At 67.2% G+C, this 23394-nt stretch carries 15 protein-coding genes; 5 read left to right on the top strand and 10 right to left on the bottom strand.

The window, feature by feature from the left end; all coding sequences use genetic code 11:
- Nucleotides 1-66: 66 nt before the first annotated feature.
- The 7 genes from KPL74_02625 to KPL74_02595 form a co-directional block, all read right to left on the bottom strand.
- Nucleotides 67-1350 carry an argininosuccinate lyase gene (locus KPL74_02625; GenBank protein ID QWT20914.1) on the bottom strand — a complete coding sequence of 428 codons (1284 nt, stop codon included), beginning with the start codon at nt 1348-1350 and terminating at the stop codon, nt 67-69.
- 10 nt (nt 1351-1360) lie between these two features.
- On the bottom strand, nt 1361-2308 hold the full coding sequence (gene argC, locus KPL74_02620) for an N-acetyl-gamma-glutamyl-phosphate reductase (GenBank protein QWT20913.1): 948 nt from the start codon (nt 2306-2308) through the stop codon (nt 1361-1363).
- A gap of 9 nt (nt 2309-2317) precedes the next feature.
- Nucleotides 2318-3631: an acetylglutamate kinase gene (locus tag KPL74_02615; GenBank protein QWT20912.1), complete on the bottom strand. Its 1314-nt coding sequence runs from the start codon at nt 3629-3631 to the stop codon at nt 2318-2320.
- A complete protein-coding gene (locus KPL74_02610; GenBank protein QWT20911.1) occupies nt 3621-4718 on the bottom strand; it encodes an acetylornithine deacetylase in 1098 nt (365 codons plus the stop codon). The genes KPL74_02615 and KPL74_02610 overlap by 11 nt, the downstream gene beginning before the upstream one ends.
- 10 nt (nt 4719-4728) lie before the next feature.
- Entirely contained in the window at nt 4729-5937 is a 1209-nt protein-coding gene (locus KPL74_02605) for an argininosuccinate synthase (GenBank protein QWT20910.1), read from the bottom strand.
- A gap of 96 nt (nt 5938-6033) precedes the next feature.
- Complete coding sequence (locus tag KPL74_02600) at nt 6034-7065, bottom strand: N-acetylornithine carbamoyltransferase (protein QWT20909.1); 1032 nt, start codon at nt 7063-7065, stop codon at nt 6034-6036.
- Nucleotides 7066-7699: 634 nt separating this feature from the next.
- Nucleotides 7700-8740: a hypothetical protein gene (locus tag KPL74_02595; protein ID QWT20908.1), complete on the bottom strand. Its 1041-nt coding sequence runs from the start codon at nt 8738-8740 to the stop codon at nt 7700-7702.
- Nucleotides 8741-9249: 509 nt separating this feature from the next.
- On the opposite strand from KPL74_02595, the gene KPL74_02590 reads away from it, so the two are divergent.
- Both KPL74_02590 and pbpC read left to right on the top strand, forming a co-directional pair.
- Nucleotides 9250-14229: an alpha-2-macroglobulin family protein gene (locus KPL74_02590; protein QWT20907.1), complete on the top strand. Its 4980-nt coding sequence runs from the start codon at nt 9250-9252 to the stop codon at nt 14227-14229.
- The gene (gene pbpC, locus KPL74_02585) at nt 14226-16580 is read left to right on the top strand and encodes a penicillin-binding protein 1C (protein QWT20906.1); all 2355 of its coding nucleotides are present in this window, start codon (nt 14226-14228) and stop codon (nt 16578-16580) included. The genes KPL74_02590 and pbpC overlap by 4 nt, the downstream gene beginning before the upstream one ends.
- Before the next feature lie 836 nt (nt 16581-17416).
- Here pbpC and KPL74_02580 read toward each other — a convergent pair.
- Complete coding sequence (locus KPL74_02580) at nt 17417-17977, bottom strand: glycine zipper 2TM domain-containing protein (GenBank protein QWT20905.1); 561 nt, start codon at nt 17975-17977, stop codon at nt 17417-17419.
- 203 nt (nt 17978-18180) lie between these two features.
- On the opposite strand from KPL74_02580, the gene cysS reads away from it, so the two are divergent.
- Both cysS and KPL74_02570 read left to right on the top strand, forming a co-directional pair.
- Nucleotides 18181-19560, top strand: a complete 1380-nt coding sequence (gene cysS, locus KPL74_02575) for a cysteine--tRNA ligase (GenBank protein ID QWT20904.1) — start codon at nt 18181-18183, stop codon at nt 19558-19560.
- On the top strand, nt 19557-20000 hold the full coding sequence (locus KPL74_02570; protein QWT20903.1) for a SufE family protein: 444 nt from the start codon (nt 19557-19559) through the stop codon (nt 19998-20000). The genes cysS and KPL74_02570 overlap by 4 nt, the downstream gene beginning before the upstream one ends.
- Nucleotides 20001-20069: 69 nt before the next feature.
- Here the strand turns inward: KPL74_02570 and KPL74_02565 are convergent, their stop codons facing one another.
- On the bottom strand, nt 20070-21494 hold the full coding sequence (locus KPL74_02565; protein QWT20902.1) for a nicotinate phosphoribosyltransferase: 1425 nt from the start codon (nt 21492-21494) through the stop codon (nt 20070-20072).
- Between the two features lie 65 nt (nt 21495-21559).
- The gene (locus KPL74_02560; GenBank protein QWT20901.1) at nt 21560-22609 is read right to left on the bottom strand and encodes a bifunctional nicotinamide-nucleotide adenylyltransferase/Nudix hydroxylase; all 1050 of its coding nucleotides are present in this window, start codon (nt 22607-22609) and stop codon (nt 21560-21562) included.
- Between the two features lie 297 nt (nt 22610-22906).
- On the opposite strand from KPL74_02560, the gene KPL74_02555 reads away from it, so the two are divergent.
- Nucleotides 22907-23383: an OmpA family protein gene (locus tag KPL74_02555; protein QWT20900.1), complete on the top strand. Its 477-nt coding sequence runs from the start codon at nt 22907-22909 to the stop codon at nt 23381-23383.
- The last annotated feature ends 11 nt before the right edge of the window (nt 23384-23394 follow it).

Raw genomic sequence — 23394 nt, 5'->3', positions numbered from 1 at the left:
GCTCTTCTCCACCCCATTCGCGCGCAGGCGCGCTCCTACAGAGATGCCCGGCGCAGGACGCCCGGCTCAGCCCAGCCTGGCGCGCAGGACGTCGAGCATCAGGTCGTGGCCGGCGCCGGGTGAGGTACGTGCTGCGAGGCTGGATTCCGGGGTGCGGCCATCACCCGCCGACGCCGCGGTTTCCGCCGCGGCACGGTAGGCATCGCGGAACGGTACGCCGGCGACGGCCTGCTCGATCGCGACGTCGGTCGCGTACATCGCTGGCTCGATCGCGGCGCGCATCCGCTCGGCCTTCCATTCGAAGCGCGCGAGCATGTCCGGCAGCAATTCCAGCGCACCCAGGCCCATGGAGAACCCATGGAACAGCGAGCCCTTGGAGAACTGCAGGTCGCGCTGGTAACCCGACGGCAGAGAAAGCAGCTGCTCGATCTCCGTGCGCGCGGCGGCGACGCTGGCGTAGCTGGCGCGCAGCAGTTCCACGACGTCCGGATTGCGCTTGTTCGGCATAATCGACGAACCCGTCGTGTACTCCGACGGCAGCTTCACGAAATCGAACTCCGCCGTCGTGAACAGCGACAGGTCCCAGGCGAGGCGGCGCGTGTCCAGCAACGCGGTGCCCACGGCATCCAGTGCGGCCATCTCGAACTTGCCACGCGACAGCTGGGCGTAGATCGGCGAGACCTGCATGCGGGCAAAGCCCAGCGCCTGCGTGGTGTGCGCGCGGTCCAGCGCCACGTTCACGCCGTAGCCGGCCGCCGTTCCCAGCGGGTTGGCATCGATCAGCTCGATCGCCTGGCGCGCACGCAGCGTGTTGTCGATGAAGGCTTCGGCGAAGGCGGCGAACCACATCCCGGTCGACGACACGACGGCGCGCTGGATGTGCGTATACCCCGGCATCGGCAAAGCGTCGCCCGCCGCGCGCTCGAGGCAGACTTCGGCGATGCGGCGGCACAGGGCTTCCAGCGTGCCCAGCTTGTCCTTCAACCACAGCCGGGTCGCGACGAGGATCTGGTCGTTCCGGCTACGACCCGTGTGCACGCGGCGCCCGGCATCGCCGAGGCGTTCGGTCAGGCGCGCTTCGATGGCGGAATGCCCGTCTTCGAAGCGCTCGTCGAGCACGAACGCGCCGGCGGTGAAATCGGCGGCGAGCGCATCGAGCTCGCGCTTGAGCGCGTCGCGCTCGTCGGCGGAAACGACGCCGATGTTGGCGAGGCCTTCCACGTGCGCCTTGCTGGCCGTGATGTCATGCAGGAAGAACTCGCGGTCGAGCACCACGTCGTTGCCGGCGAGGAAGCGCATGATCTTCGCGTCCACCTGCGTGTCGGATTTCTGCCAGAGCGGCTGGGTCATGGTCGGATCCTTAAAGCGGGATAGCGGTGAGTTCGTCGAAGCCGAGCGCACGGTTCACGTTCTGCATGGCCTGGGTAGCCGCGCCCTTGAGCAGGTTATCCAGCGTGGCGACGACAACGACGCGGCGGCCGTCGACCGACATGGCGAAGCCACCGACCTCGAGGTGATGCTTGTGAGCGACCTGGCTGACCCAGGGTGCTTCGTCCACCACGTGGATAAGCTTCTCGTTCGCGTAGCGCGACTGGAAGCGCTCGACGATGTCTTCGCGCTTGCCTTGCTTGGCCAGGTAAAGATTGGTCGTCACCGTGAGGCCACGGAAATGCGGCGCGACGTGCGGCATGAACTCCACCGGCACGCCCAGGTGACGGCTGGCTTCCTTCTCGTGCATGTGCCCGGTGAGCGAGTACGGCATCAGGTTGTCGCGCAGTTTGTCCGGATCGTTGCGGTCCGACGGCGTGGTGCCGGCGCCGGAGTAACCCGACACGCCGAACGACACCGGCGGGGCGGCAAGCAGGTCCTTGATCGGTGCGATCGAGCACTGGATGGCGGTGGCGTAGCAACCAGGGTTGCTGATCCGCTTCTCGCCACGCCAGCGATCGCGGTACAGCTCCGGCAAGCCGTAGTACCAGCGCTCGTCGAAGCGGTAGTCGGCCGACAGGTCGATGACCACGGTCGCGCCGCCCGCCTGGTCGATCGCCTCCACGTACGGGGCGGCCTTGCCGTTCGGCAGGGCGAGGATCACCACGTCCACGCCCTGCCCGGCCACGGCCGCCGGATCGAGGTTGCTATAGGCGAGCTCGCCCTTGTACACGTCGTTGTGCTCGGCCAGTCGCTGGCCATCCAGCTCACGCGAGGAAACGAAGGCCAGTTCCAGCGAAGGATGGCGGGCGATGAGGCGGATCAGCTCGGCGCCCGTGTGGCCGCGTGCGCCGACGATACCGATGGTCTTGGTAGCCATGGCTTGGAGTCAGTCCTGCAAGGTGGGGATGCGCGTGGCGCAATGCGCGACGCAACGCTCGATGTCGGCGAAGTTGTCCAGGCCGTACCAGAACACCTTCCAGCGCGACTGCTTGTAGCAGCCGTCCGACTCCGCGTAATAGAAGTGGTTGATCACGTTGCCGTGGCGCGAGCGCCAGAACAGCTTCGGGTTCTCGTCGCGCATCACCTGCCACACGGCACGGCCAAGGCCTTCGCCCTGCGCTTCGTCCAGCACCGCGAACTTGTCGAGGTAGGCGAAGCCGTCTTCCATGGTCAGGATCATCGCGGCGCGGTAGTTCTCCGACACATACAGGCGGTAGATGTCGGTGCGCTCGAAATAGTCCTCGACCAGCGTGCGGCCGAAGCTGGATTCGATCAGCGTACGCATGCGCGGCAGGTCGACGCCGTCCCATGACTCGAAGCGCAGCACGCGTTCGCCGCGGCGAACCAGCGTGCCGGAGCCCTTGTGCGTGAACAGCTCCTTGGCCAGGTCGGCCGGGCGCGTGATCGACACCGACGAGGTCAGCGGCAGGTCGTCGAGCAGGTCCTTGATCTGTTCCACCTTCAGGCGCATGCCCGAATGCAGCCACGGCTGCTGCAGCAGGTGGTCGAACTCCGTCGACAGGTTGATCGAATCGATGATGTTGCCGTCGCCGTCGAGCAGGCCACCGGTGCCGGTGAGGAACACGATCTTGTACGGCTGCAACACCCGGACCAGTTCGTTCGCGGCGAAGTCGGCGTTGATGTTGAGGATCTGTCCCGAGTCGGTTTCACCAAGGCTGGCGATCACCGGGATGGAACCGGCGCGCAGGCTGGCCTCGATCGGTGCGAGGTTGATCGAGCGGACCTTGCCGACCAGGCCAAGCTGGTCGGGATCGAGGTAGTCGGCAGTGAACACACCCGATGGCACCGAGGTGGCGCGCGTATCGACTTCCTGCAGCGCTTCTACCAGGCGCAGGTTCTGCGACTGGAACACGCGGCGGACGATGGCGAGCGCTTCGGGCGAGGTCACGCGCAGGCCGTTCACCGTCTTTTTCACGATGCCGGCGGCGGCGAGTTCCTCGTCCAGCTGCGGGCCCGCGCCATGCAAAACGATGGGCGTCAGGCCGACCTGCTGCAGGAACGACAGCGACGAGGTGAGGTCGGCCAGCTCGTCGCGCAGCACGGCGCCACCCACCTTCACCACCGCGAAACGCGCGGCGTCGAGCTGGGAGAAACGCTTCAGGTACTGCTGGATCTCGCGTGCGCTACCCATCGCGGACAGCAGGCGGACGATGGTCTTGCGGGTGTTTTTAGATTCCACGATCGACGATCCGGAGGATGGTCTGGGCGTACTGGCCCAGCTGGTCGAGGGCGACCCATTCGTCGGCGGTGTGCGCTTGCGCGATGTCGCCGGGGCCGTAGACGAAGCAGGTGTAACCCGCCTTGGAAAACAGCGCGGCTTCGGTCCAGAAGTCCACGGCGTTACCCACCGGGATCTCCAGCTCGTCGGCGAGGTCGCGCGCGGCGAGGCGGCGCGCCTCGGCCGTGGCGGTGTCGCCGGCCGGCAGCGAGTCGCCGCGGAAGGTCTCGCCGTATTCCACCGGCGCCGGCTCGACCAGCGTGCGGAAGGTCTCCAGCAGCTTGTCCGCGTCCATCGACGGCAGCGGGCGGAAGCCGAAGCGCACGTCGCCGGTGGGTGCGATCACGTTGGCCTTGATCCCGCCTTCCACCTTACCGATGTTGAAGCGCAGGCCGGTGAGGCCGCCGAAACGCTCGTGCGACAGCGCCTGCACGTGGTCCAGCGCGGCGGCGCCCCAGCGGATGGCCTGGTGCAACGCGCTGTCCGACGGCTTCTGTTCGCCGGACGCATGCCCGGCGCGGCCCTGGAAACGCATCTGCACGGAGTGGATGCCACGATGCGCCAGCACCGCTTGGCCCTTGGTGGGTTCGGCGACGATGATCGCGTCATAGGCCGGCTTGTCCTTGAGGAAACCGTCGATGCAACGCGCATCGTTGGCTTCTTCGTCGGTGGACAGCAGCAGGGCCATGTCGCCCTGCGAGGCATTGGCGACGGCCACCAGCGCGGCGGCCGCACCCTTGATGTCGCAGGCACCGAGGCCGATCGCACGGTCCTCCGTCACCCGCAATTCGTGCGGGCTGGCGGTCCAGTGCGGGCTGTCCGGCACCGTGTCCAGGTGCACGTTGAACAGGACCTTCGGCGTGCCACGCACGGCGTAGAGGTTCACGGCGCCCGCACCGAAATCGGTCACCTGAACGTCGAACCCGGGAAGGTTCGCGCGCAGGTAATCGAAGATGCCATCGGTACCGATCTCACGCGGCGGGTTGCGCGTGTCGTACGACACGAGCGCACGCAGGTGGTCGAGTGTTTCCTTCAGGAGCTTATCCATGGGTTCTCGATCACTTCCCGCCGTTGGCTCGGTCGACTTCGGCCCAGATCGTCGAGCTCATGCCGTAGAGCTTGATGAAGCCCTCGGCTTCGGCCACGCCCCAGTCGGCGGCCTGCGCGTAAGTGGCCTTCTTCGAGTGCAGCAGGTTCTTCGATTCGACCTTGACCGCGTAGACGGTGCCGCCACGGGTTTCGATGATGACCTTGCCATCGACCTTGCGCTGCGTGCTGACCAGGTAGGCTTCGAGGTCGGCCTTGATCGGGTCGTTGAAGAAGCCTTCGTAGGCGATTTCCGTCCACTTGCGGCCGATTTCCGGCTTGAAGCGGTTCTGCTGCTTGGACAGCACGGTCTCTTCGAGTGCGCGGTGCGCGGTGAGCAGCGCGGTCAGTGCCGGCGCCTCGAACACGATGCGACCCTTCAGGCCGATGTTGGTGTCGCCGGTGTAGAGGCTACGGCCGACGCCGTACTTCGCCAGTTCGCGGTTGAGGTACGCGAGGATTTCCGGACCGGTCGCGGCCTTGCCGTTGAGCGAGGTGGCGGTGCCCTTGTCGAAGCCCAGCTCGATGCGCAGCGGTTCGGACGGCCATTCGGCGCGCGGTGCACACCAGCCCACGGCACCCTCTTCCGGGATCTCCCATGCGTCGATTTCGCCGCCGGAGATGGTCACGCCCAGGACGTTCTCGTTGATGGTGTAGTGCTTGGTCTTGGCGCGCACTTCGAAGCCCTTGTCTTCGAGGTACTTCTGCTCGTAGGCGCGGACCTGGGTGTGTTCGCGCTGGATCTCGCGGATCGGGGCGACGATGGTGTAGTCGCCGAGCGCCTTCACGGTCAGGTCGAAACGCACCTGGTCGTTGCCCATGCCGGTGCAGCCGTGCGCGAACAGCTTGGTGCCCAGTTCGTCGCAGCGCTCCAGCGAAGCCTTCACGATGAGGTAGCGGTCGGAGACCAGCAGCGGGTACTGGCCCTGGTAGAACTCGCCCGCCCAGATCAGCGGGGTGACGAAGCTGTCCCAGATCGCCTGCGAGGCATCGACGGTGCGGTGCGACGCGGCGCCGAGCTCGTTGGCGCGCTGCTCGATGTACTCGCGCTCTTCGGCGGAAACACCACCGGTATCCACGAACACGGTGTGCACGGCATAGCCGCGCTCCATCAGGTAGGGGACGCAGAAGCTGGTGTCGAGGCCGCCCGAGAAGGCGAGGACGATATCTTTGCTGGACATGCTGGCTCCGGAAATAAGGGCGTTCAGGGGATCAAGGCAAACACGGAAGGGTTACGACGAGGCGACGGCGGCAGGCGCCGGCGCCCCGGGATGCGATCAGAAGCCGAGGCCGGACTTCACACCGGGCTGCGCCATCAGCGAGGCCATCACGGCCTTCTGCACGTGCAGGCGGTTCTCCGCTTCGTCGATGGCGATGCAGGCGGGGGAATCCATCACGGCATCGGTGGCCTTGATGTTCCGGCGCAGCGGCAGGCAGTGGCTGAACAGGCCGTTGTCGGTGAGGGCCATCTTGGCTTCGTCGACGATGAAGTGCTTGTGCGCGTCGCGGATGGCCTTCTCTTCGTCCCAGCGGCCGAAGTACGGCAACGCACCCCAGCTCTTGGCGTAGATGACGTGCGCGCCGCTGTAGGCGGCTTCGATGTCGTGCGATACCTGCAGCGAACCGCCGTTTTCCTGCGCATTCTGCGCGGCGAAATCCATGTAGCGCTGGTCGAGGACGTATTCGGGCGTCGGGCACAGCAGGGTGACGTCCATGCCCATCTTCGTCGCGATCAGCAGCGCCGAGTTGGCGACGGCGGTGTTCAGCGGCTTCGGGTGGTAGGTCCAGGTCAGGACGTACTTCTTGTTCTGCAGGTCGCCCAGGTGTTCCTTCATCGCCAGCGCGTGGGCCAGCTCCTGGCACGGATGGGTGATGGTCTCCATGTTGATGACCGGCACCGTGGCGTACTGGGCGAAGGCCTTGAGCACCTTGTCCTGGCGGTCGACCTGCCAGTCCTGGAACTTGGGGAAGGCGCGGACGGCGATGATGTCGACGTAGCGGGACAACACGCGGGCGACCTCGGCGATGTGTTCCTCGGTGTCGCCGTCCATCACGCTCCCGACCTCGAATTCGATCGGCCATGCGTCCTTGCCGGGTGCCAGCACCACCGCGTGGCCGCCCATCTGGAAGGCGCCGATCTCGAAGCTGGTCCGGGTGCGCATGGACGGGTTGAAGAACATCAGGGCGATGGACTTGCCGGCCAGTTGCTGGCCCTGGGGCGAGCGTTTGAACTCGGCGGCCTGCTCGAGCAGGGCGTCGATTTCGGCGCGGCTGTAGTCGGTGGTGTTGAGGAAGTGGCGAACGGTCATGGCGGTCCAGATCGGTCGGTGGCCTGTCGGGGCCGTGGGATGAAGGGAGAGAATGGGGAATCGAGAACGAAAAAACCCGGCACGGGGCCGGGTTTTTTAGTCGTTGCGTATGAAATGCGCGCGACAGCCTACCCGGCCGGGTGTCCGATGTACGGTCGACGAGCACGGGACGTCATCCCTGCGGCCATGCGGGCGCTGGTGTAGACGTTCGATGTGTAGTCGGCGTGGGACACGGCGGGGTCTTCTAAGGTGAAGCGTCGATAATGCCGTGGATTGGTGCGCTGCGCAACAGCCTGCCTCGTCCCGCCGAGGGGGTGTCGCTGGCCGGGGTTCCCCGCGGCGCTCGCGCGTGGTCGCAGGACCAGCCCTCGGCGCCCACCCTCGCTGCTCAGACAGGTCCTCCGCGCTCGACAAGGTTGGCCGCAGCCGCGGCCCATGTATTTGATTGCCCTACGGGCACTCTCTTGTGCGGAACTCGCCTCGAGGGTGGGCGCCGAGGCCTGTTCTTGCAGCCCGCTCAGCTCATGTAGGAGCGCGCCTGCGCGCGAATCGGGAAACATGGCGGCGCAGCCGCAACCTGGATACGCGCCTGCGCGCGAAAATCTAAAATCTAATGCCGCCGTGAGGCCGGCCCCTATCCACCCGCCTTGCCGCTGGCCCCGTAAATCTCCTCACGGCTCAGCGGGGCCATGTGCAGGGCGGCGCGGCGTGTGTTGACGCCCAGGGGCTCGGCGATGGGGCAATACCAGTGGCTGGCTGGGTTGCGGGAGCCCTGGGTGCCGAATTGCTGGGGGCGGTGGTCGAGGACGCAGTCGACGCGGTCGGATAGCAGGGCGTAGTCGATGGCGGGGAGGTCGCCATGGGCGGTCATCCACTTCGCCTGGGCGAGCGCCGAGCGCATGAGGCCGGGGTCGGCGATCGCGTGCTGGATCAGGAGGAAGGCGCTGTGGGTGGCTGCCCGGCCGACCTGCGCTGGCGCGGGGATGCCGTGGGCGTGGTAGATCGTGCGCAGGCGGGGCAAGGTATAGGCGTCGGCCTTCTCCATGGCCGCGATGAGGGCTTTCTCCTGCGCTGGAGTCGGATTGTCCGGCCAGCGGCGAACCGCCTGGTCGATCTCGCCCAGCCGGAGCAGCTCCGCGCGCACGCCCGGCAGGGGCACGGGGCGGGCCGGCCGCATGGCCAGGGGCACGACATCGACGCCCGCCACCACCCTGGCGTCCACGGCTACCCCGAGCATGTCCCGGGCCGACGCATAGTTACGCTGGGCATCCGCCGCCGGATAGTCCAACGACGATGGCGGCAACGTCCCATAGAGCTGCGGGTGCCCCTCGCTCCGCGCCACCCGATCCTCAAGGTTCGCCAGCCCCAGCGGATCCACATCCCCCCCGATCCGCCGCCAAAGCCCCGGGTAATCGTCCAGATACGTCTGCTGCCCCACCGGATCGGCCTTCGCCCGGAAAATCAGCCGCCCAACCCGCTCGACCACCGCCGGGGCCAACGCGGGACGCTCAAGCAAACGCGACGACGCCAGCGTTTCAAACAACAGACGTGTGTCCGCCGGCGACAGGTCGCTCGGTGCCGACGCATCGAGTGCTGCGAGGCGGTGTTCGGTGGGATCTTCGTGCGCCGCCGCCATCGCGATAGCTGGCGTTGCCAGAAACAACACGGCAGCCATTCCACCGATTCGCCTTGCACAGGCTGTCATCCATCGTCCATGAGGCATCGAAGCACCCTATCCCTGGTTGTTGGGCCAAACGGATGTTGGGCCACGCGACAGTAGATACCGGGTGCGGGCGAAATGCGTCAAGGCAACAGCGGTTCAATGGCTGCGGCCGTGCCATTGCGTCTTGGATCGCGCGCGGGCGCGCTCCTACACGACCTCGCTGCCACGGTGAGGAGAGCCCTCGGTGCCTACCCTCGAGGCGAGTTCCGCACAAGCGAGTGCCCGTAGGGCAATAGGTACATGGGCCGCGGCTGCGGCCAACCTTATCGAGCGCGGAGGACCTGTCTGAGCAGCGAGGGTAGGCACCGAGGGCTGTCCTGCGACCACGCACGAGCGCCGCGCGAACGTCGGGCACGACGGCAAGCTCGGTTGCGCGCAGCCTGCACGCGCCGCGCCATGCGGCCGCCTCCACGGCGCCATATTTTCCTGCGACACTGTCTCCAGTAACCAGGGAAACCAACATGTCGAGCCAAGGAAAGACCCGCCGCCTCCGCGGCGGAATCGTCGTGTGCGGCCTCATCGCCGCCATCGCCCTCGTCACCGCCTGCGGAAAGCACGACGGCGACAAACCCGAGCTACAAGGAACCGCCGCCAACAAGGCAAAAACGGCACCCGACCGCCTGGCCATCGAAGCGGCCGCCAGCCGGTACCAGGACAACCAGACCCAGCTCGCGATCAAATTCAACGAAAAGATCGCCGCGTCGCAGGAATTCGACAAACGCGTCGAGGTCACCGACAGCCAGGGCGCCCCGGTCAAGGGCAGCTGGCAGCTCGAAGACGACCAGCAGACCCTGGTCTTCCCCTACGTGCAGGCCAACCAGCATTACGCCGTCACCGTGCACCCCAGCCTGCTCGCCGCCAGCGGCCACGCCTTCGCCGCCGACGAAAAACGCGACGTGTTCTCCGGCAACCTGCCGCCGGCACTCGGCTTCGCCTCGCGCGGCAGCGTGCTACCCGCCCGGGGCACCCGTGGACTGCCGGTCGTCTCCATGAACGTCGAAGACGCCAGCATCGAGTTCTTCCGCGTCCATGACGATGCCCTTTCGAAGCTGTTCTGCAGCTACCCCGGACAGAAGCGCCGTGGCAACTACGACCTCGACCACGACCCGTCCAATTACGACAACTGCAATGAAGGCGACCAGACACGCATCGCGCTCACTACGATCGGCGACTCGGTCTACGCCAACCACTACACGCTGAAGGGCGCGCCCAACGCACGCACCATCAGCTACATCCCCGTGCAGGACATCCCGCAGCTGAAGGAACCCGGCGTCTACATGGCCGTGCTTCGTCGCGGCGGCGTGTTCCGCGACGAGTACGACACCGCCACCTTCTTCGTCAGCGACCTTGGCCTGCACCTGCGCGTGTACAAGGACAACGCCCTGCTCCACGTCGCATCGCTTGAAGACGGCAGCGCGATCGCTGGCGTCGACATCGAGATCACCGACGAGAGCGGCGGCTCGAAGCTCAAGGCAAAGACCGACAAGGACGGCAACGCGCTGCTGGCCTACAAGCCCGACCGCAACGACGTGCTGATCGCCCGCCACGACAAGGACGTGTCGGTACTGCCGTTCAACCGGCCGGCGCTCGACGTCTCCAACTTCGATGTCAGCGGCCGCCGCCAGGCGCCCTTCGAAGTGTATGCGTGGTCCGGCCGCGACCTGTATCGCCCCGGCGAAGACATGCGCGTCTCCGCCCTGCTGCGCGACTACGACGGCAAGGCGATGAAGGCCCAGCCCGTTTACGTGCGCCTGAAGCAGCCCGACGGCCGTGCCCTGGCCGACACGAAGATCGAACCGCGCGACCTCAACTACTTCGAGCTCCGCCAGACCCTGCCCGCCGACGCTGCCACCGGCCTGTGGCAGCTGGAATTCCGCCTCGACCCGGCCAGCAAGGAATCGGTGCAGGCCTTCCCGTTCCACGTCGAGGAATTCCTCCCCGAGCGCCTCAAGGTGGCCCTGGACAGCCAGCAGGCCCGCGTCATGGCCGGTGAGGCGCTCGACATGACCGTCGCCTCGAGCTACCTGTTCGGCGCCCCGGCCGCCGGCAACCGCTTCACCGCCCGTGTCTTCGTCAAGCCCGAGCAGCACCCGGTCGCGTCGATGCAGGACACCTTCTTCGGCGATCCGCTGGCACCGTCCAGCACGCCCAGCGAAGACGCGGTCGACGACCACCTGGACGACAAGGGCAACGCGACGCAGGAAATCAGCCTGCCCGGCGACCTGCCGCAGACCACGCCCTACGCGATGATCGTGTCCGGAAGCGTCTATGAATCCGGCGGCCGCGCCGTCACCCGCGTGCTCAATCGCACCTTCTGGCCCGCGCCGGAACTGGTCGGCGTGCGCCCGCTGTTCGATCCGAAGCAGGGTGCGGAAAGCGAAGGCAATGCCGGCTTCGAAATCGTCCGCGCGAACGTCGATGGCAAGCTCGTCGCCGGCCAGCACCTGAAGGTGCGCCTGCAGCGCGAGGTGCGCGATTTCTACTGGCTGTACGAACACGGCGACGACTGGAAATCCAACGAGAACGTCTCGCTGCAGCTGATCGAAGAGCGCGACATCGATGTCGTCGCGGGCCAGCGGGTCAAGCTCGACTTCCCGGTCGAATGGGGCGGTTACCGCCTGGAGGTCTACGACCCGGCGACCAAGCTCACCACCAACTTCCCGTTCTTCGCCGGCTACAGCTGGGAAGACCAGAACCTTGGCAAGGAGTCGCGCCCGGACAAGGTCAAGCTCGCCCTCGACAAGGCGCGCTATCGCACCGGCGATACCCTGAAGGTCACCGTGACCCCGCCGCAGCCGGGCCCGGGCGTGCTGCTCGTGGAAAGCGACCACCTGCTCTACACCAAGGACATCGACGCCAAGGCCGGGAGCACCTTCGAGATCCCGGTCACGGCTGACTGGGAACGCCACGACGTGCACGTCGTCGCGCTGGTGTTCCGCGGCGGCAAGGCCTCGGACAAGACCACGCCGGCACGCGCCATGGGCATCGAGCACGTCGCGATGGACCGCAACGACCGCCAGTTGCCGCTGACCCTGCAGGCACCGGCCACCATGCGTCCCGGCCTGCCCCTGCCGGTCACCGTCCACGCGGACGGCCTGGCGGGCCAGAAGGGCTTCGTCACGCTGGCCGCCGTCGACCAGGGCGTGCTCAACATCACCAACTACCCCGTCCCCGATGCATGGACGTGGATGTTCGCGCCGCGCGCCATGGTCATCGACGCCTACGACCTGTATAGCCGCGTGATCGAAGCCATGGACGGCACCGTCGCGAAGGTGCGTTACGGTGGCGACATGTCCGGCAACGGCCTGCCGCACGCACAGCGTCCCAACCCGAAGATCAAGATCGTCGACCTGTTCGCCGGCCCGGTGCAGTTCGATGCGAGCGGCAACGCGAAGGTCAGCGTCGACGTGCCCGATTTCAACGGCACCCTGCGCGTCTCCGCCCTCGCCTTCACCGACCAGCGTTTCGGCCATGCGGAAGGCCAGGTCGTCGTGCGCGCTCCGCTGGTGGTCGAGCCGGGCATGCCCCGGGTGATGGCCGGCGGCGACAAGGCACGCATCACCGTCGACCTGAAGAACATGTCCGGCAAGGATGGCATCGCCAAGGTCACGGTGAAGACCGATGGCCTGGTGCATGTCGACAACCCGACCCAGCAGGCCACGCTGAAGAACGGCGCCGGCACGATCCTCAGCATGCCGGTCACGGCCGCGGCGGGCGTTGGCGTGGCGAAGATCGATATCCACGCCGAGCTCAACGACTTCACCGTCGACCGCCACTTCGAGTTCACCGTGCGCAGCGGCTGGCCCGAAGAGGTGCAGACGGTGCCGATGGCGATCGAAGGCGGCAAGCCGGTCAAGCTCGACGGCAGCCTGTCTAACGCGTACACCCCGTCTACGGTGAACGCGCGGGTCACCCTCAGCACCTTGCCGCCGCTGCCCTATAACAAGGCGCTGAAGAACCTGCTCGACTACCCGTACGGCTGCATCGAGCAGACCACCAGCAAGGGCTTCGCCGCCCTGTTCATGGACGACGCCACCGGCAAGGCACTCGGCGTGGGTGGGCTCAACCCGGCCAGTCGCCAGTCGGCGGTCGAGGCGGCGCTTGCACGCATCGCGTCGTTCCAGGCCGACAAGGGGCACTTCAGCTTCTGGGGTGGCACCAGCCCCGTGCAGACCTTCATGACGCCGTATGTCGTGGACTTCATGCTGGACGCCCGCGATGCCGGCTTCGTGATCCCGCAGGAAGTGCTGCAGAAGGCATTGAAGGCGCTGAACGACGACCTCCTCGCCGGTGGCCATCCGTACTACGGCTTCGAACAGCACGACCACATGCGCATCGCCGACGAGGCCTACAGCGGCTTCGTGCTCGCACGCGTCAACCGCGCGCCGCTGGGCACGCTGCGCACGATCTTCGACAACGATCGCGACAAGCTGGTGGGCCCGCTGCCGCTGGTGCACCTGGGCATCGCGCTGAAGCTGATGGGTGACGAAGAGCGTGGCCGCAAGGCCGTGGACGAAGCCTTCGCCTGGACGAAGGAACGCCCCTGGTACGTTGGCGACTACGGCTCGGACCTGCGCGACCTTGGCCAGATGGTGGCCCTGACGCACGCCTTCGCGATGAACAAGCCCGAATACGACGCGAAGCTGGTCGACTGGGCGCGCAACGTCACCAACCGCACGCATAGCGCCGAGGAAAAGACCACGTACTACCACTGGTCGTGGTCGCACCTCAGCACGCAGGAACAGGTGTCGATCGCCCGCGTCGCGCATACCTTCGACGCCGGTGGCGGCAAGCCGCTCTCCGCGACGCTGCATGTCGGCGCCGGCACGGAAGCCGTGCCCGCGGGCAAGACGCTGTGGGTGCGCGACCTGAGCAGTGTCGAAATGGCGTCGGGCGTCACCGTGCAGCCGGACAGCACCGATACGGTGTTCGCCACGCTCGACATCGCGGGCGTTCCGGGCAAGGCACCTGCCGCCGACCCGAGCCAGGTCGACGTTCGCCGCGCGTGGTTCACCACCGATGGCAAGGCCTGGGAAGGCAGCTCGCTGAAAGAAGGCGACACGCTGATCACCGAGCTGACCATCGAAGCCCGCCAGGACATGCCCGACGCGATCGTCACCGACCTCGTCCCGGGTGGCCTGGAAGTCGAGAACCTCAACCTCGGCGGGGCGCGCCAGTGGGAAGGCACCGTCATCGATGGCATGGACCTGGCCGAACACGCCACGGCCCAGGTCGCCGAGCACGAGGAATACCGCGACGACCGCTACGCCGCTGCCGTGAAGCTGCGCCAGGGCCAGGCCGTGCGCTTGTTCTACATCGTCCGTGCGGTGACCCCGGGCACGTACGTGGTGCCGCCGCCGCTGGTCGAAGACATGTATCGCCCGTCGATCCGTGGCGTAGGCAAGACCACCCCGGCCTCGATCACGGTGGTTGAACCGTGAGATACGCAAGGGCCCGGCGCTTAGGCCGGGCCGCCCTCCTGTCCGTCGCCGCCGTGGCGTTGATCGCGGTGGCGATGGACCGGATCTTTCCCCTTCGCCTTCCCGCGCCCAGTGCGCTCAGCAGCGTCGTCGTCGCGCGCGACGGCACGCCCCTGCGTGCGTTCGCCGACAGCGACGGCGTGTGGCGATACCAGGTCTCGGCATCGCAGGTTTCGCCGCTGTACCTGCAGGCCCTGCTCGCCTACGAAGACCGCTGGTTCTGGAAGCACCCCGGGGTCAATCCGTGGGCGTTGATCCGCGGTGCCGCGGGAGGCGCCCTGCATGGGCGGATCGTGTCGGGTGGCTCCACGCTCACGATGCAGGTCGCGCGCAGCATCATGCCGATCCCGCATACCGTGGGTGGCAAGTTCGTGCAGATCTTCCGCGCGCTCCAGTTGGAGGCGCACCTCAGCAAGGCCCAGATCCTCGACCTCTATCTCAACCATGCACCGTTCGGTGGCCCGATCGAAGGCGTCGAAGCGGCCTCGTGGGCTTACCTCGGCAAACCCGCGGCAAGCCTGTCACGGGCCGAGGCCGCGCTGCTCGCCGTGTTGCCGCAGTCGCCGAGTCGCCTGCGTCCGGACCGCCACGCCGGTGCCGCCCGCATCGCGCGCGACAAGGTGATCCAGCGCATGCGCGACCTCGGCGTCTGGAACGCCGCCGACGCGAAGGATGCGGCGATGGAAGCCGTGGCGGCACGCTCGCTCCGTTCGCCACTCGACGCCGCCCTGCTGGCCGAGCGCCTGCATGCCGCCGCCCCCGACCAGCGGCGGATCACCACCACCATCGATGCACCCTTGCAGCGCGCCGTCGAGGAACGCGTCGCGTCGTACCTGTCGCGGCTGCCGCCGCGCACCTCCGCCGCCGTGCTGGTCGTCGACAACGTCACCCGCGAGGCGCGCGTCTACGTCGGCACCGCCGCGTTCGCCGATCCGATGCGGCTGGGCCATGTCGACATGGTGCGCGCATGGCGTTCGCCCGGTTCCACGCTGAAACCGTTTCTTTACGGGCTCGCGCTCGACGATGGCATCGTCGGCTCGGCCAGCCTGCTGGTCGACGGCCCGGAGGATTTCGACGGCTATCGCCCCGCCAATTTCGACGAACGCTTCCACGGTCCGGTGAGCGTCGCCGAGGCCTTGCAGCGTTCGTTGAACGTCCCGGCCGTGGATATCCTCGACCATGTCGGGCCAACCCGCTTCACCGCGCGGCTCGCCGCCGGCGGCCTCGCCCTGCGCCTGCCCGACGGCGCCACGCCCAACCTGTCGGTGATCCTCGGCGGCACGTCGGCGCGCCTGGAAGACCTCGTCGGTGCCTACACCGCGCTCGCCAACCACGGGATTGCCGCGCCGGTGCGCTACACCGCCAGCGATCCGCTGCGCGAACGGCGGATGCTCTCGCCTGGCGCGGCATGGATCATCCGCGACGTCCTCGGCTCCAATCCCGCCGACGTCGAAGGCGCGCCGATCCAGGGCAGTGCCAGCACGCGCCGTCCGCTGGCCTGGAAAACCGGCACCAGCTATGGCTATCGCGATGCATGGGCGGTGGGCGTGAACGATGACTGGACGGTCGGCGTATGGATCGGCCGGCCCGACGGCACGCCCTCGCCGGGCCAGTACGGCGCGGTGACGGCGTTGCCGCTGCTGTTCGCGCTGGACGCCATGCTGCCGGCCACGCACAGCGGCCACTTCGACGCGCGCCCCGCGAGCGTGCATGCGGTCGACGTCTGCTGGCCGCTCGGCGCCCTCGCCGCGAACACGTCGCCTGCCGATTGCCGCCGCCACGTCAACGGCTGGTCGCTCGACGGCGTGGTGCCGCCGACGCTTGCCGAGCGCGGCGTCACGGCGTGGGCCAGCGGCCTGGTGAAGCTCCGCGTCGACGCGCAGGGCCGGCGCCTCAGCGCCAGCTGCCGGCCCGCGTCGACGACGATACGCACGATCGCCCGCTGGCCGGCGCTCGCCACGCCCTGGCTCTCGCCCGACGATCTCAGCGCCAGCGCCCTGCCGCCGCTCGCCCCGGGCTGTGCGCCCGACTCGCTGGACGCCGTCGGCCCGATCCGCATCGCCGGCCTCGCCGACCAGAGCACGCTACGCCAGCCCGCGAACGCGACCCGCCCACTGCGCGCGACCCTGACCGCCGTGGGCACCACGCAGCATGTGGCCTGGCTGCTCGACGGCCGCTGGCAGGCCGATACCGCGGGCGATGCGCCCGTGCAGATCGCCCTGGACACCCCCGGCACCCACCAGATCACCGCCGTGGCCAGCAACGGGCCGTTCGCCCGCATCACCCTCACCGTACTGGCGCCCCCACGCTGACGGGCGCCTGCGGGCGATTGGGGGTGCCGTTGCGGCCGACCGCCGCGCGGCGCTCGGGCGTGGCGGCAGGAAGAGCCCTCGGTGCCTACCCTCGCTGCTCAGACAGCGTTCTGGCGTGCGACAGGGAGGGGCTGCTCCGCAGCCCGTTTATCTATTGGCCTGCGGCCGCGCACCGGGTGCCGGGCGGAGGTTCTTGATTCGGCATCCTGCCTCAACAAGAACGGCCGGCCATCGTGGCCGGCCCCCTTCGGGCTTCTTCCGCCCGGCCCCCTCGCCGCCACGAACTCGCCTCGAGGGTAGGCGCCGAGGGCTCTTCTTCCACGTCCCCGCACGCCGGGTCGGACGGCCCGACGCAACGGCGGCTCTTGTAGGAGCGCGCCTGCGCGCGAATTGGGATCGCCTAAACACATCAGGTACCAGCGCCCGGGATCATCATTTCAACGTGATTCCAAAGCGTGTTCGAACGAGTCGATGAATCAGGTTCCATCATCCCCGCCCCGTTGGATTTTCGCGCGCAGGCGCGCTCCTACAGACAAGGCTTGCGGCGGGCTGCAAGAACAGGCCTCGGGGCCTACCCTCGAGGCGAGTTCCGCACAAGTGAGCGCCCGTAGGGCGATAAGTACATGGGCCGCGGCTGCGGCCAACCTTGTCGAGCGCGGAGGACCTGTCTGAGCAGCGAGGGTGGGCGCCGAGGGCTGGTCCTGCGACCACGCCCGAGCGCCGCGCCTGCGACCACGCCCGAGCGCCGCGCCTGCGGCCACGCCCGAGCGCCGCGGCCGGCGCACGAAAAAGGCCGCGATTGCTCGCGGCCTTTCTGGTATCCAGCGGGACTGGGGTCAGTCCGCCGGCGATACGCTCACGCGCACCCGCAGACGCTCGCCCGGATCGTAGTTCAGGCGCGACACGTAGACCTCGCCGCGATAGCGGTATTCGACGTCGTAACCGGCGATGCGACGCTGCTCGGTCACCGAGCTCACGTCACGGCAGCGGGTCTCGGTGCTCTGGTACTCCGAGCCACCGCTACGCGACACGTTGTTGCCGACCACGCCGCCGGCCACCGCGCCAGCTACCGTCGCCGCCTTGCGGCCGTCGCCCTTGCCCACGGTGTTACCCAGCACGCCACCGACCACCGCGCCCAGGATCGTCCCGGCCGCGCTGCCGCTACTTGGCTGGCGGGTCACCACCTGCTGGTCATAGCACTCCTGCCGCGGGGTTTCCACGCGGGCCACGCCATAGACCGGGTCGACGCGCAGCACGTCCGCCCAGCCAAAATGAGTATTGTCGTCCGGACCCGCCGACTGCGACGGCGGGGGCGGCGGCGGCCCATAGCGATCCTGGGCACTGACACCGGTAGCAAAAACCGCGAGGATCAAAGCGGGGAGAAGCAGGCGAGACATGTAGGAAAACCTCCAGGCAGACGCAGGAAAGCGCCTACTGGACGCCATTTCATCAAGATCACGCTGAATCCACGCTTATGTCTCCACGGAAAGCCCGGCAGGCCGCCTGTCAACCAATTCCGCGCTCGCGCGTGGGCGGGTATCCCCCGGCCTTGCTACTATTTCAGGCCGGCCCCGGCCGCCGGCCCGCCCACGGACCCACGATGACGATTTCGCTCTACAACACCCTGTCCCGCCGCACGGAAGCCTTTGCTCCGCTGGATCCGCAGCGGGTCACGATGTACGTCTGCGGGCCGACGGTCTACAACTACATCCATATCGGCAACGCCCGGCCGCCGGTGGTGTTCGACGTGCTGGCCCGGCTGATCCGCCGGCATTACCCGAACCTGGTCTACGCCCGGAACATCACCGACGTGGACGACAAGATCAACACGGCTGCCGCCGCGGCCGGGGTGCCGATCAGCGAGATCACCGACCGCTACGCCCAGGCCTATCGCGAGGACATCGCCCGCCTCGGCGTCGCCCCGCCGGATGTCGAGCCCCACGCCACGGCGCACATCCCGCAGATCATCGCCATGATCGAGCGCCTGATCGCGACAGGGCACGCCTACGAGGCCGAGGGCCATGTCCTCTTCCACGTGGAGTCCTACCCCGAGTACGGCGCCCTCTCCGGCCGCGACCCGGACGAGCTGATCGCCGGCGCCCGCGTCGAGGTGGCCCCCTACAAGCGCAGCCCGGGCGACTTCGTGCTGTGGAAGCCGTCGGACGATACCCTGCCCGGCTGGGACAGCCCCTGGGGCCGCGGCCGGCCCGGCTGGCACATCGAATGCTCGGCGATGAGCGAAGCCCACCTGGGCGACACCATCGACATCCATGCCGGTGGCGTCGACCTGACCTTCCCTCACCACGAGAACGAGATCGCGCAAAGCGTCTGCGCCCATGGCGGCAAGACCTTCGCCCGCTACTGGCTGCACAACGGCATGCTCACCTTCGACGGCAGGAAGATGTCGAAGTCGCTGGGCAACGTGCTGCAGCTGCATGAGCTGCTAGGCAAGCATCCGGGCGAAGCCTTGCGCCTGATGCTGCTGCGCGGCCACTACCGCCAGCCGCTGGACTGGTCCGATGCCGCGCTGACGCAGTCCGTGCGCACGCTCGACGGCTGGTACGGTGCCCTGCGCGACATGGCGGACGTGCCGACCGGCGAGCCGGTGGTGCCCGCGTCGGTGGAGGCCGCGCTGTGCGACGACCTCAACACCCCGCAGGCGCTGGCGGAGATCTCGCAGCTGGCCGATGCCGCGCGCAAGGCCACCGGCGACGAGCGCATCGCTGCGAAGGCGGCCCTGGTCGGCGGCGGTGCGCTGCTCGGCCTGCTGCAGGAAGACCCGGAAGCATGGTTCCGCCAGGGCAACCCCGGCGACGCGGTCGACGCGGCGCTGGTGGAGTCCCTGCTGGAAGAACGCCGCGCCGCCCGCGCAGCGAAGGATTTTGCCCGCAGCGATGCCATCCGTGACCAGCTCAAGGCGCTTGGCATCGCCATCGAAGACGGCGCGCAGGGCACGCGCTGGAGCGTGGTGAAGGCATGAACGAATACGTCGAACCCCAGGAAGCCACCGCCGCCGAGGCACAGGCCGCCATCGCCGAGGAATTCGGTTTCTTCAGCGACTGGACCGAGCGTTACCAGTACCTGATCGACCTGGGCAAGCAGTTGCCCGCCTTCCCTGACGATCAGAAGAACGAAGACAACCGCGTCAGCGGTTGCCAGTCGATGGTGTGGCTGGTGCCCTCGGGCGATGCCTCCCGCCTGCACTTCGAAGCCGTCAGCGATTCGGCCATCGTCTCCGGGCTGATCGCGCTGTTGCTGCGGGTGTATTCGGATCGCTCGGCCCAGGAAATCGTCGACACCGAGCCGAGCTATATCCAGGAGATCGGGCTGGCCAAGCATCTGTCGCCGACGCGCTCGAACGGGCTCGCGGCGATGTTGGCGCGGATCAAGGCGTATGCGGCGGCGGTGTTGGCCGGATAAGACATTCGCGTGTAGGAGCGCGCCTGCGCGCGAAAACCAATACCCGGCACCCCACCCCTGCCCCCGGGTTCATGAAATCGCCGCCTCACTCCGCGCCCGCACCTCCGTAAACGCCTGGTCGCTCACCAGCACCCCGTCCTCCCACACCGTCACCATCGCATGCTCCCAGCCGTGGTCGAGCGGCATGTCCTCGGCGCGGGCGATGCCTTCGGGAATCGGCACGGTTTTCCAGGTGCCGTACTCGCGATGCCGGGTCAGGGTCAGCCGGCCGCGTTGCGAGAACTTGCCCGCATCGGTCACCGGCGCCTTGAACACGTCGACCCAGCGTCCGTCGATCCGCGCCGCCGAACACTTCAGCGCGAACTTCTGCGTGTCGCGATCCACCTTCTGCAGCAACGCGCCGCCCATGCCGAAGGCGATGTTGTCCGTGGCGTAGCCGGCACCGGTGATGCGTTCGAGGATCGCGCGGATGCTCTGCGGGTTCACCCCGTCGCCCTGGATCACGCGCACATGGTTGAGCACCTTGAAACCCTTGCCGTTCACCGTGCTGCCGAACGCCTCGTCGAGCAAGGCGATGCACTGGTGCACGACCTCGACCGGATCGCCGGAATCGGGCCGCACGACCAGCGTGGCGCCCGAGGCGATCACCTCGTCGCGCAAGGCCTTGCCCCAGTGCTCACGGATCGCATGGAAGATGTCGTAGCTGTCCGAGACCACGGCGACCAGCGAACCGGGCTTCGCGAACTGGCGAAGCATGTTGCGGTACGCGTCGACCTCGCGATCGCGGCCCCAGCTGGTGATCGTGCTGTGTTCCGCGGCGGGGATCGAATAGCCGGCCATGGGCTCGCCGTAATAGGCCCGCGCCGCAAGCACGCCCTGCACCGTATCCGTGCCACGGAAGTTGACCAGGTGCGCCATGCCGCCCAGCGCGGCGGACTCGGCACTGGACACGCCACGCGCGCCGAAGTCGTGCAGCTTGAACAGCAGCTGCACGGCCGGTTCGTCGCTGGTCTTTTCCAGGAACGATGCGATCACGCGCTTCACCTGCCAGCTCTGCGTCGCCACGGTCACCGGATACCACAGGCGCAGCAGCAGGGTCTCCAGGTAACTCGGCAGCCAGTAGGCTTCCGGGTCGGTCGATTCGATCGTCACCAGCGCCTGGTGGGTCGGCACCACGCTGCCTTCCGGCACCGCGCGGACGCGCATCGGCATCCGACCGCCATGGACGTCGACGATGCGACGCCAGCCTGCCTCGTTGAACGGTTCGCCGTGCGCGGCGAAGAAGTCGCGGGCCTCGTCCACGTCCGCATGCGTCACCGGCCGTGACAGCCACTCCTTGAGGATCGCCTGCAAGCCAAAGAAGACGGTGCGGTCGTACATGCCGCCGCGCGATTCGACGTAGAAGAAGGTGGCATCCGTACCCGGCGGGTACTGCAGCCAGTGGCTCGCCTTGTAGCTGTCGGTGTTGAGGATCAGGTTATCAAGATAACGCATGACGTGAAGCTCCTTCGCGCCCAGGGGTAAGCCCGCGGTCTGTCCGCAGGCGGTGTGTGCCGCGCTCAACCGCGGCCAAGGAAGAATTCGAGGATGGACAGGTGGTCTTCGTACAGTCGCGGGCCCATGTCCAGTGCTTCGCTGACCGGAAACCAGCGCGCCTTTTCGGCATCGTCGCCGCCCTTCACCGGTGGCAGCGGGCCCGCAGGGAAGTCGAAGTGGAAGGCATGCGTGATGGTGCGGCCGCGCAGCGAACGTTCCGGATGGTCGAACACGTGCTGGCCCTTGATCGAGCCGCGCAGGACCGGCGCCGGCAGCTTCAGGCGGGTTTCCTCGCGCAGCTCGCGCAGGCAGGCATCGAGGATCGGTTCGTCGCCACCGACGAAGCCTCCCGGCAATGCCCACAGGCCTTTGCCCGGCTCCGAACGGCGACGTACCAGCAGCACGTGTCCGGAGTGCACCACCACGGCATCCGTGGTGACGAAGGTGGGCGGGTACGGCGCGCTGGCCCAGCCCGCGCGGTAGTCGGCGATGAAGCGGTATTCGTTGACCAGGTCGTTATAGGCACCGCCGTTACGGCGGAACGCCTCGACCATTTCGAACACGGGTGGCGGCAGGTTCGCTTCGAGCATGCGCATCGCGCCACGCCCCTGCTCGCCGGCCGCTTCGAAGAAGTAACGGCGCAAGTCGGTCGCCGAGAGTGTTTCGGTATGCCCCACGTCCAGAAGGCGCCACTGCGGGAACTCCTGCAGGTAGTAGCTGCTGGCGTCTTTCTGCTGGCCGATCAGGCCGACGCTGGCGTCTTCCGCCCCACCGTCGCGACGCACGGCGTCGGCGACGGTGCGCTGCACGGTCGCCACCCACTGGGCCTCGTTGTAGAGGTGGTCGCGTAGCGGCAGGATGACCAGGCGGTCGGCGACGTCGCTGAGCGCGGCGCGGATCATCACCGTGCGCTCGGCGACGGTCCAGGGATTGCGGATAGTACGCGGGGTGTCGGCCGAGCCGACCAGGACGATGAGCTTGCCGGCGTTGGCCAGGGCGTGGCGGGCGACGGCAGCATGCCCGACGTGGAACGGCTCGAATCGGCCGATGAAGACCAGGTAATCAAATGCCATGAGAATCCCTCACGGTTGGCGTGGCTCGCGGGTCTGTCCTGCGAGGCTTGGTGGATATGCTACTCCTGCGCGTGCGTTCGTCAACGCCCATGGCTGGGGCGATGCGTGCACCGTTGGGACCTCCCCGGGCCCCACTTGTGGGCGCCCTGCCCTCGAAGGCATCCTTCGGTCACTCAGGGAAAGGGGTCGAGATGGATCGTCGCACTTGTCTGCTTATGTTTCTGCTCGCTGGCGGTCGGATCCAGCTGAGATCGCGTGCGTCGGCGATGGCTGGGGCAGGAAACTGGGAGCAATAAGGTGAACGCGACACACAGAACACCATTGCTGCTCGTTTTTACGATCACGCTATTGATCTTGTCTGGCCGCACCAGCGCCACGGAGTACACAATCGACCCGGTGTTCTTCGAATCAAGCATGCCTTCAAAGTCGACTACTTTGTCCCAAGCGTTGTCAGACACGGAAGGCTCGGAAAAAGTTCTGGCCATGGATCTGGCGGTGATTAACAAGCTGCCCGCAAGCTACAAGATCCAGGTTGTAGCCCAGACCGACTCGTCGGAGTGCATCAACAAAGAATGCCTCGAATTATCACTCAGACGCGCGGCACTGGTTAACCAGTGGCTTCTTGAGCACGGCGTCCCTTCGACACGTCTTCTTACGCCTATCGGTCTTGGGAACGAGCAACCCATCAGCTCAAACAGCACTGCGATCGGACGCGGTCGCAATCGATACGCGCTTCCTCGTGTAGTTTTTCGCGACGATGAGCTGGGTCATTGATCTGATGCATC

Origin of the sequence: Bacillus sp. NP157 (genome assembly GCA_018889975.1) — a bacterium.
Classification (GTDB): domain Bacteria; phylum Pseudomonadota; class Gammaproteobacteria; order Xanthomonadales; family Rhodanobacteraceae; genus Luteibacter.
Note: the sequence above shows the minus strand (reverse complement) of the source record. Positions and strands in the feature narration are given on the sequence as shown.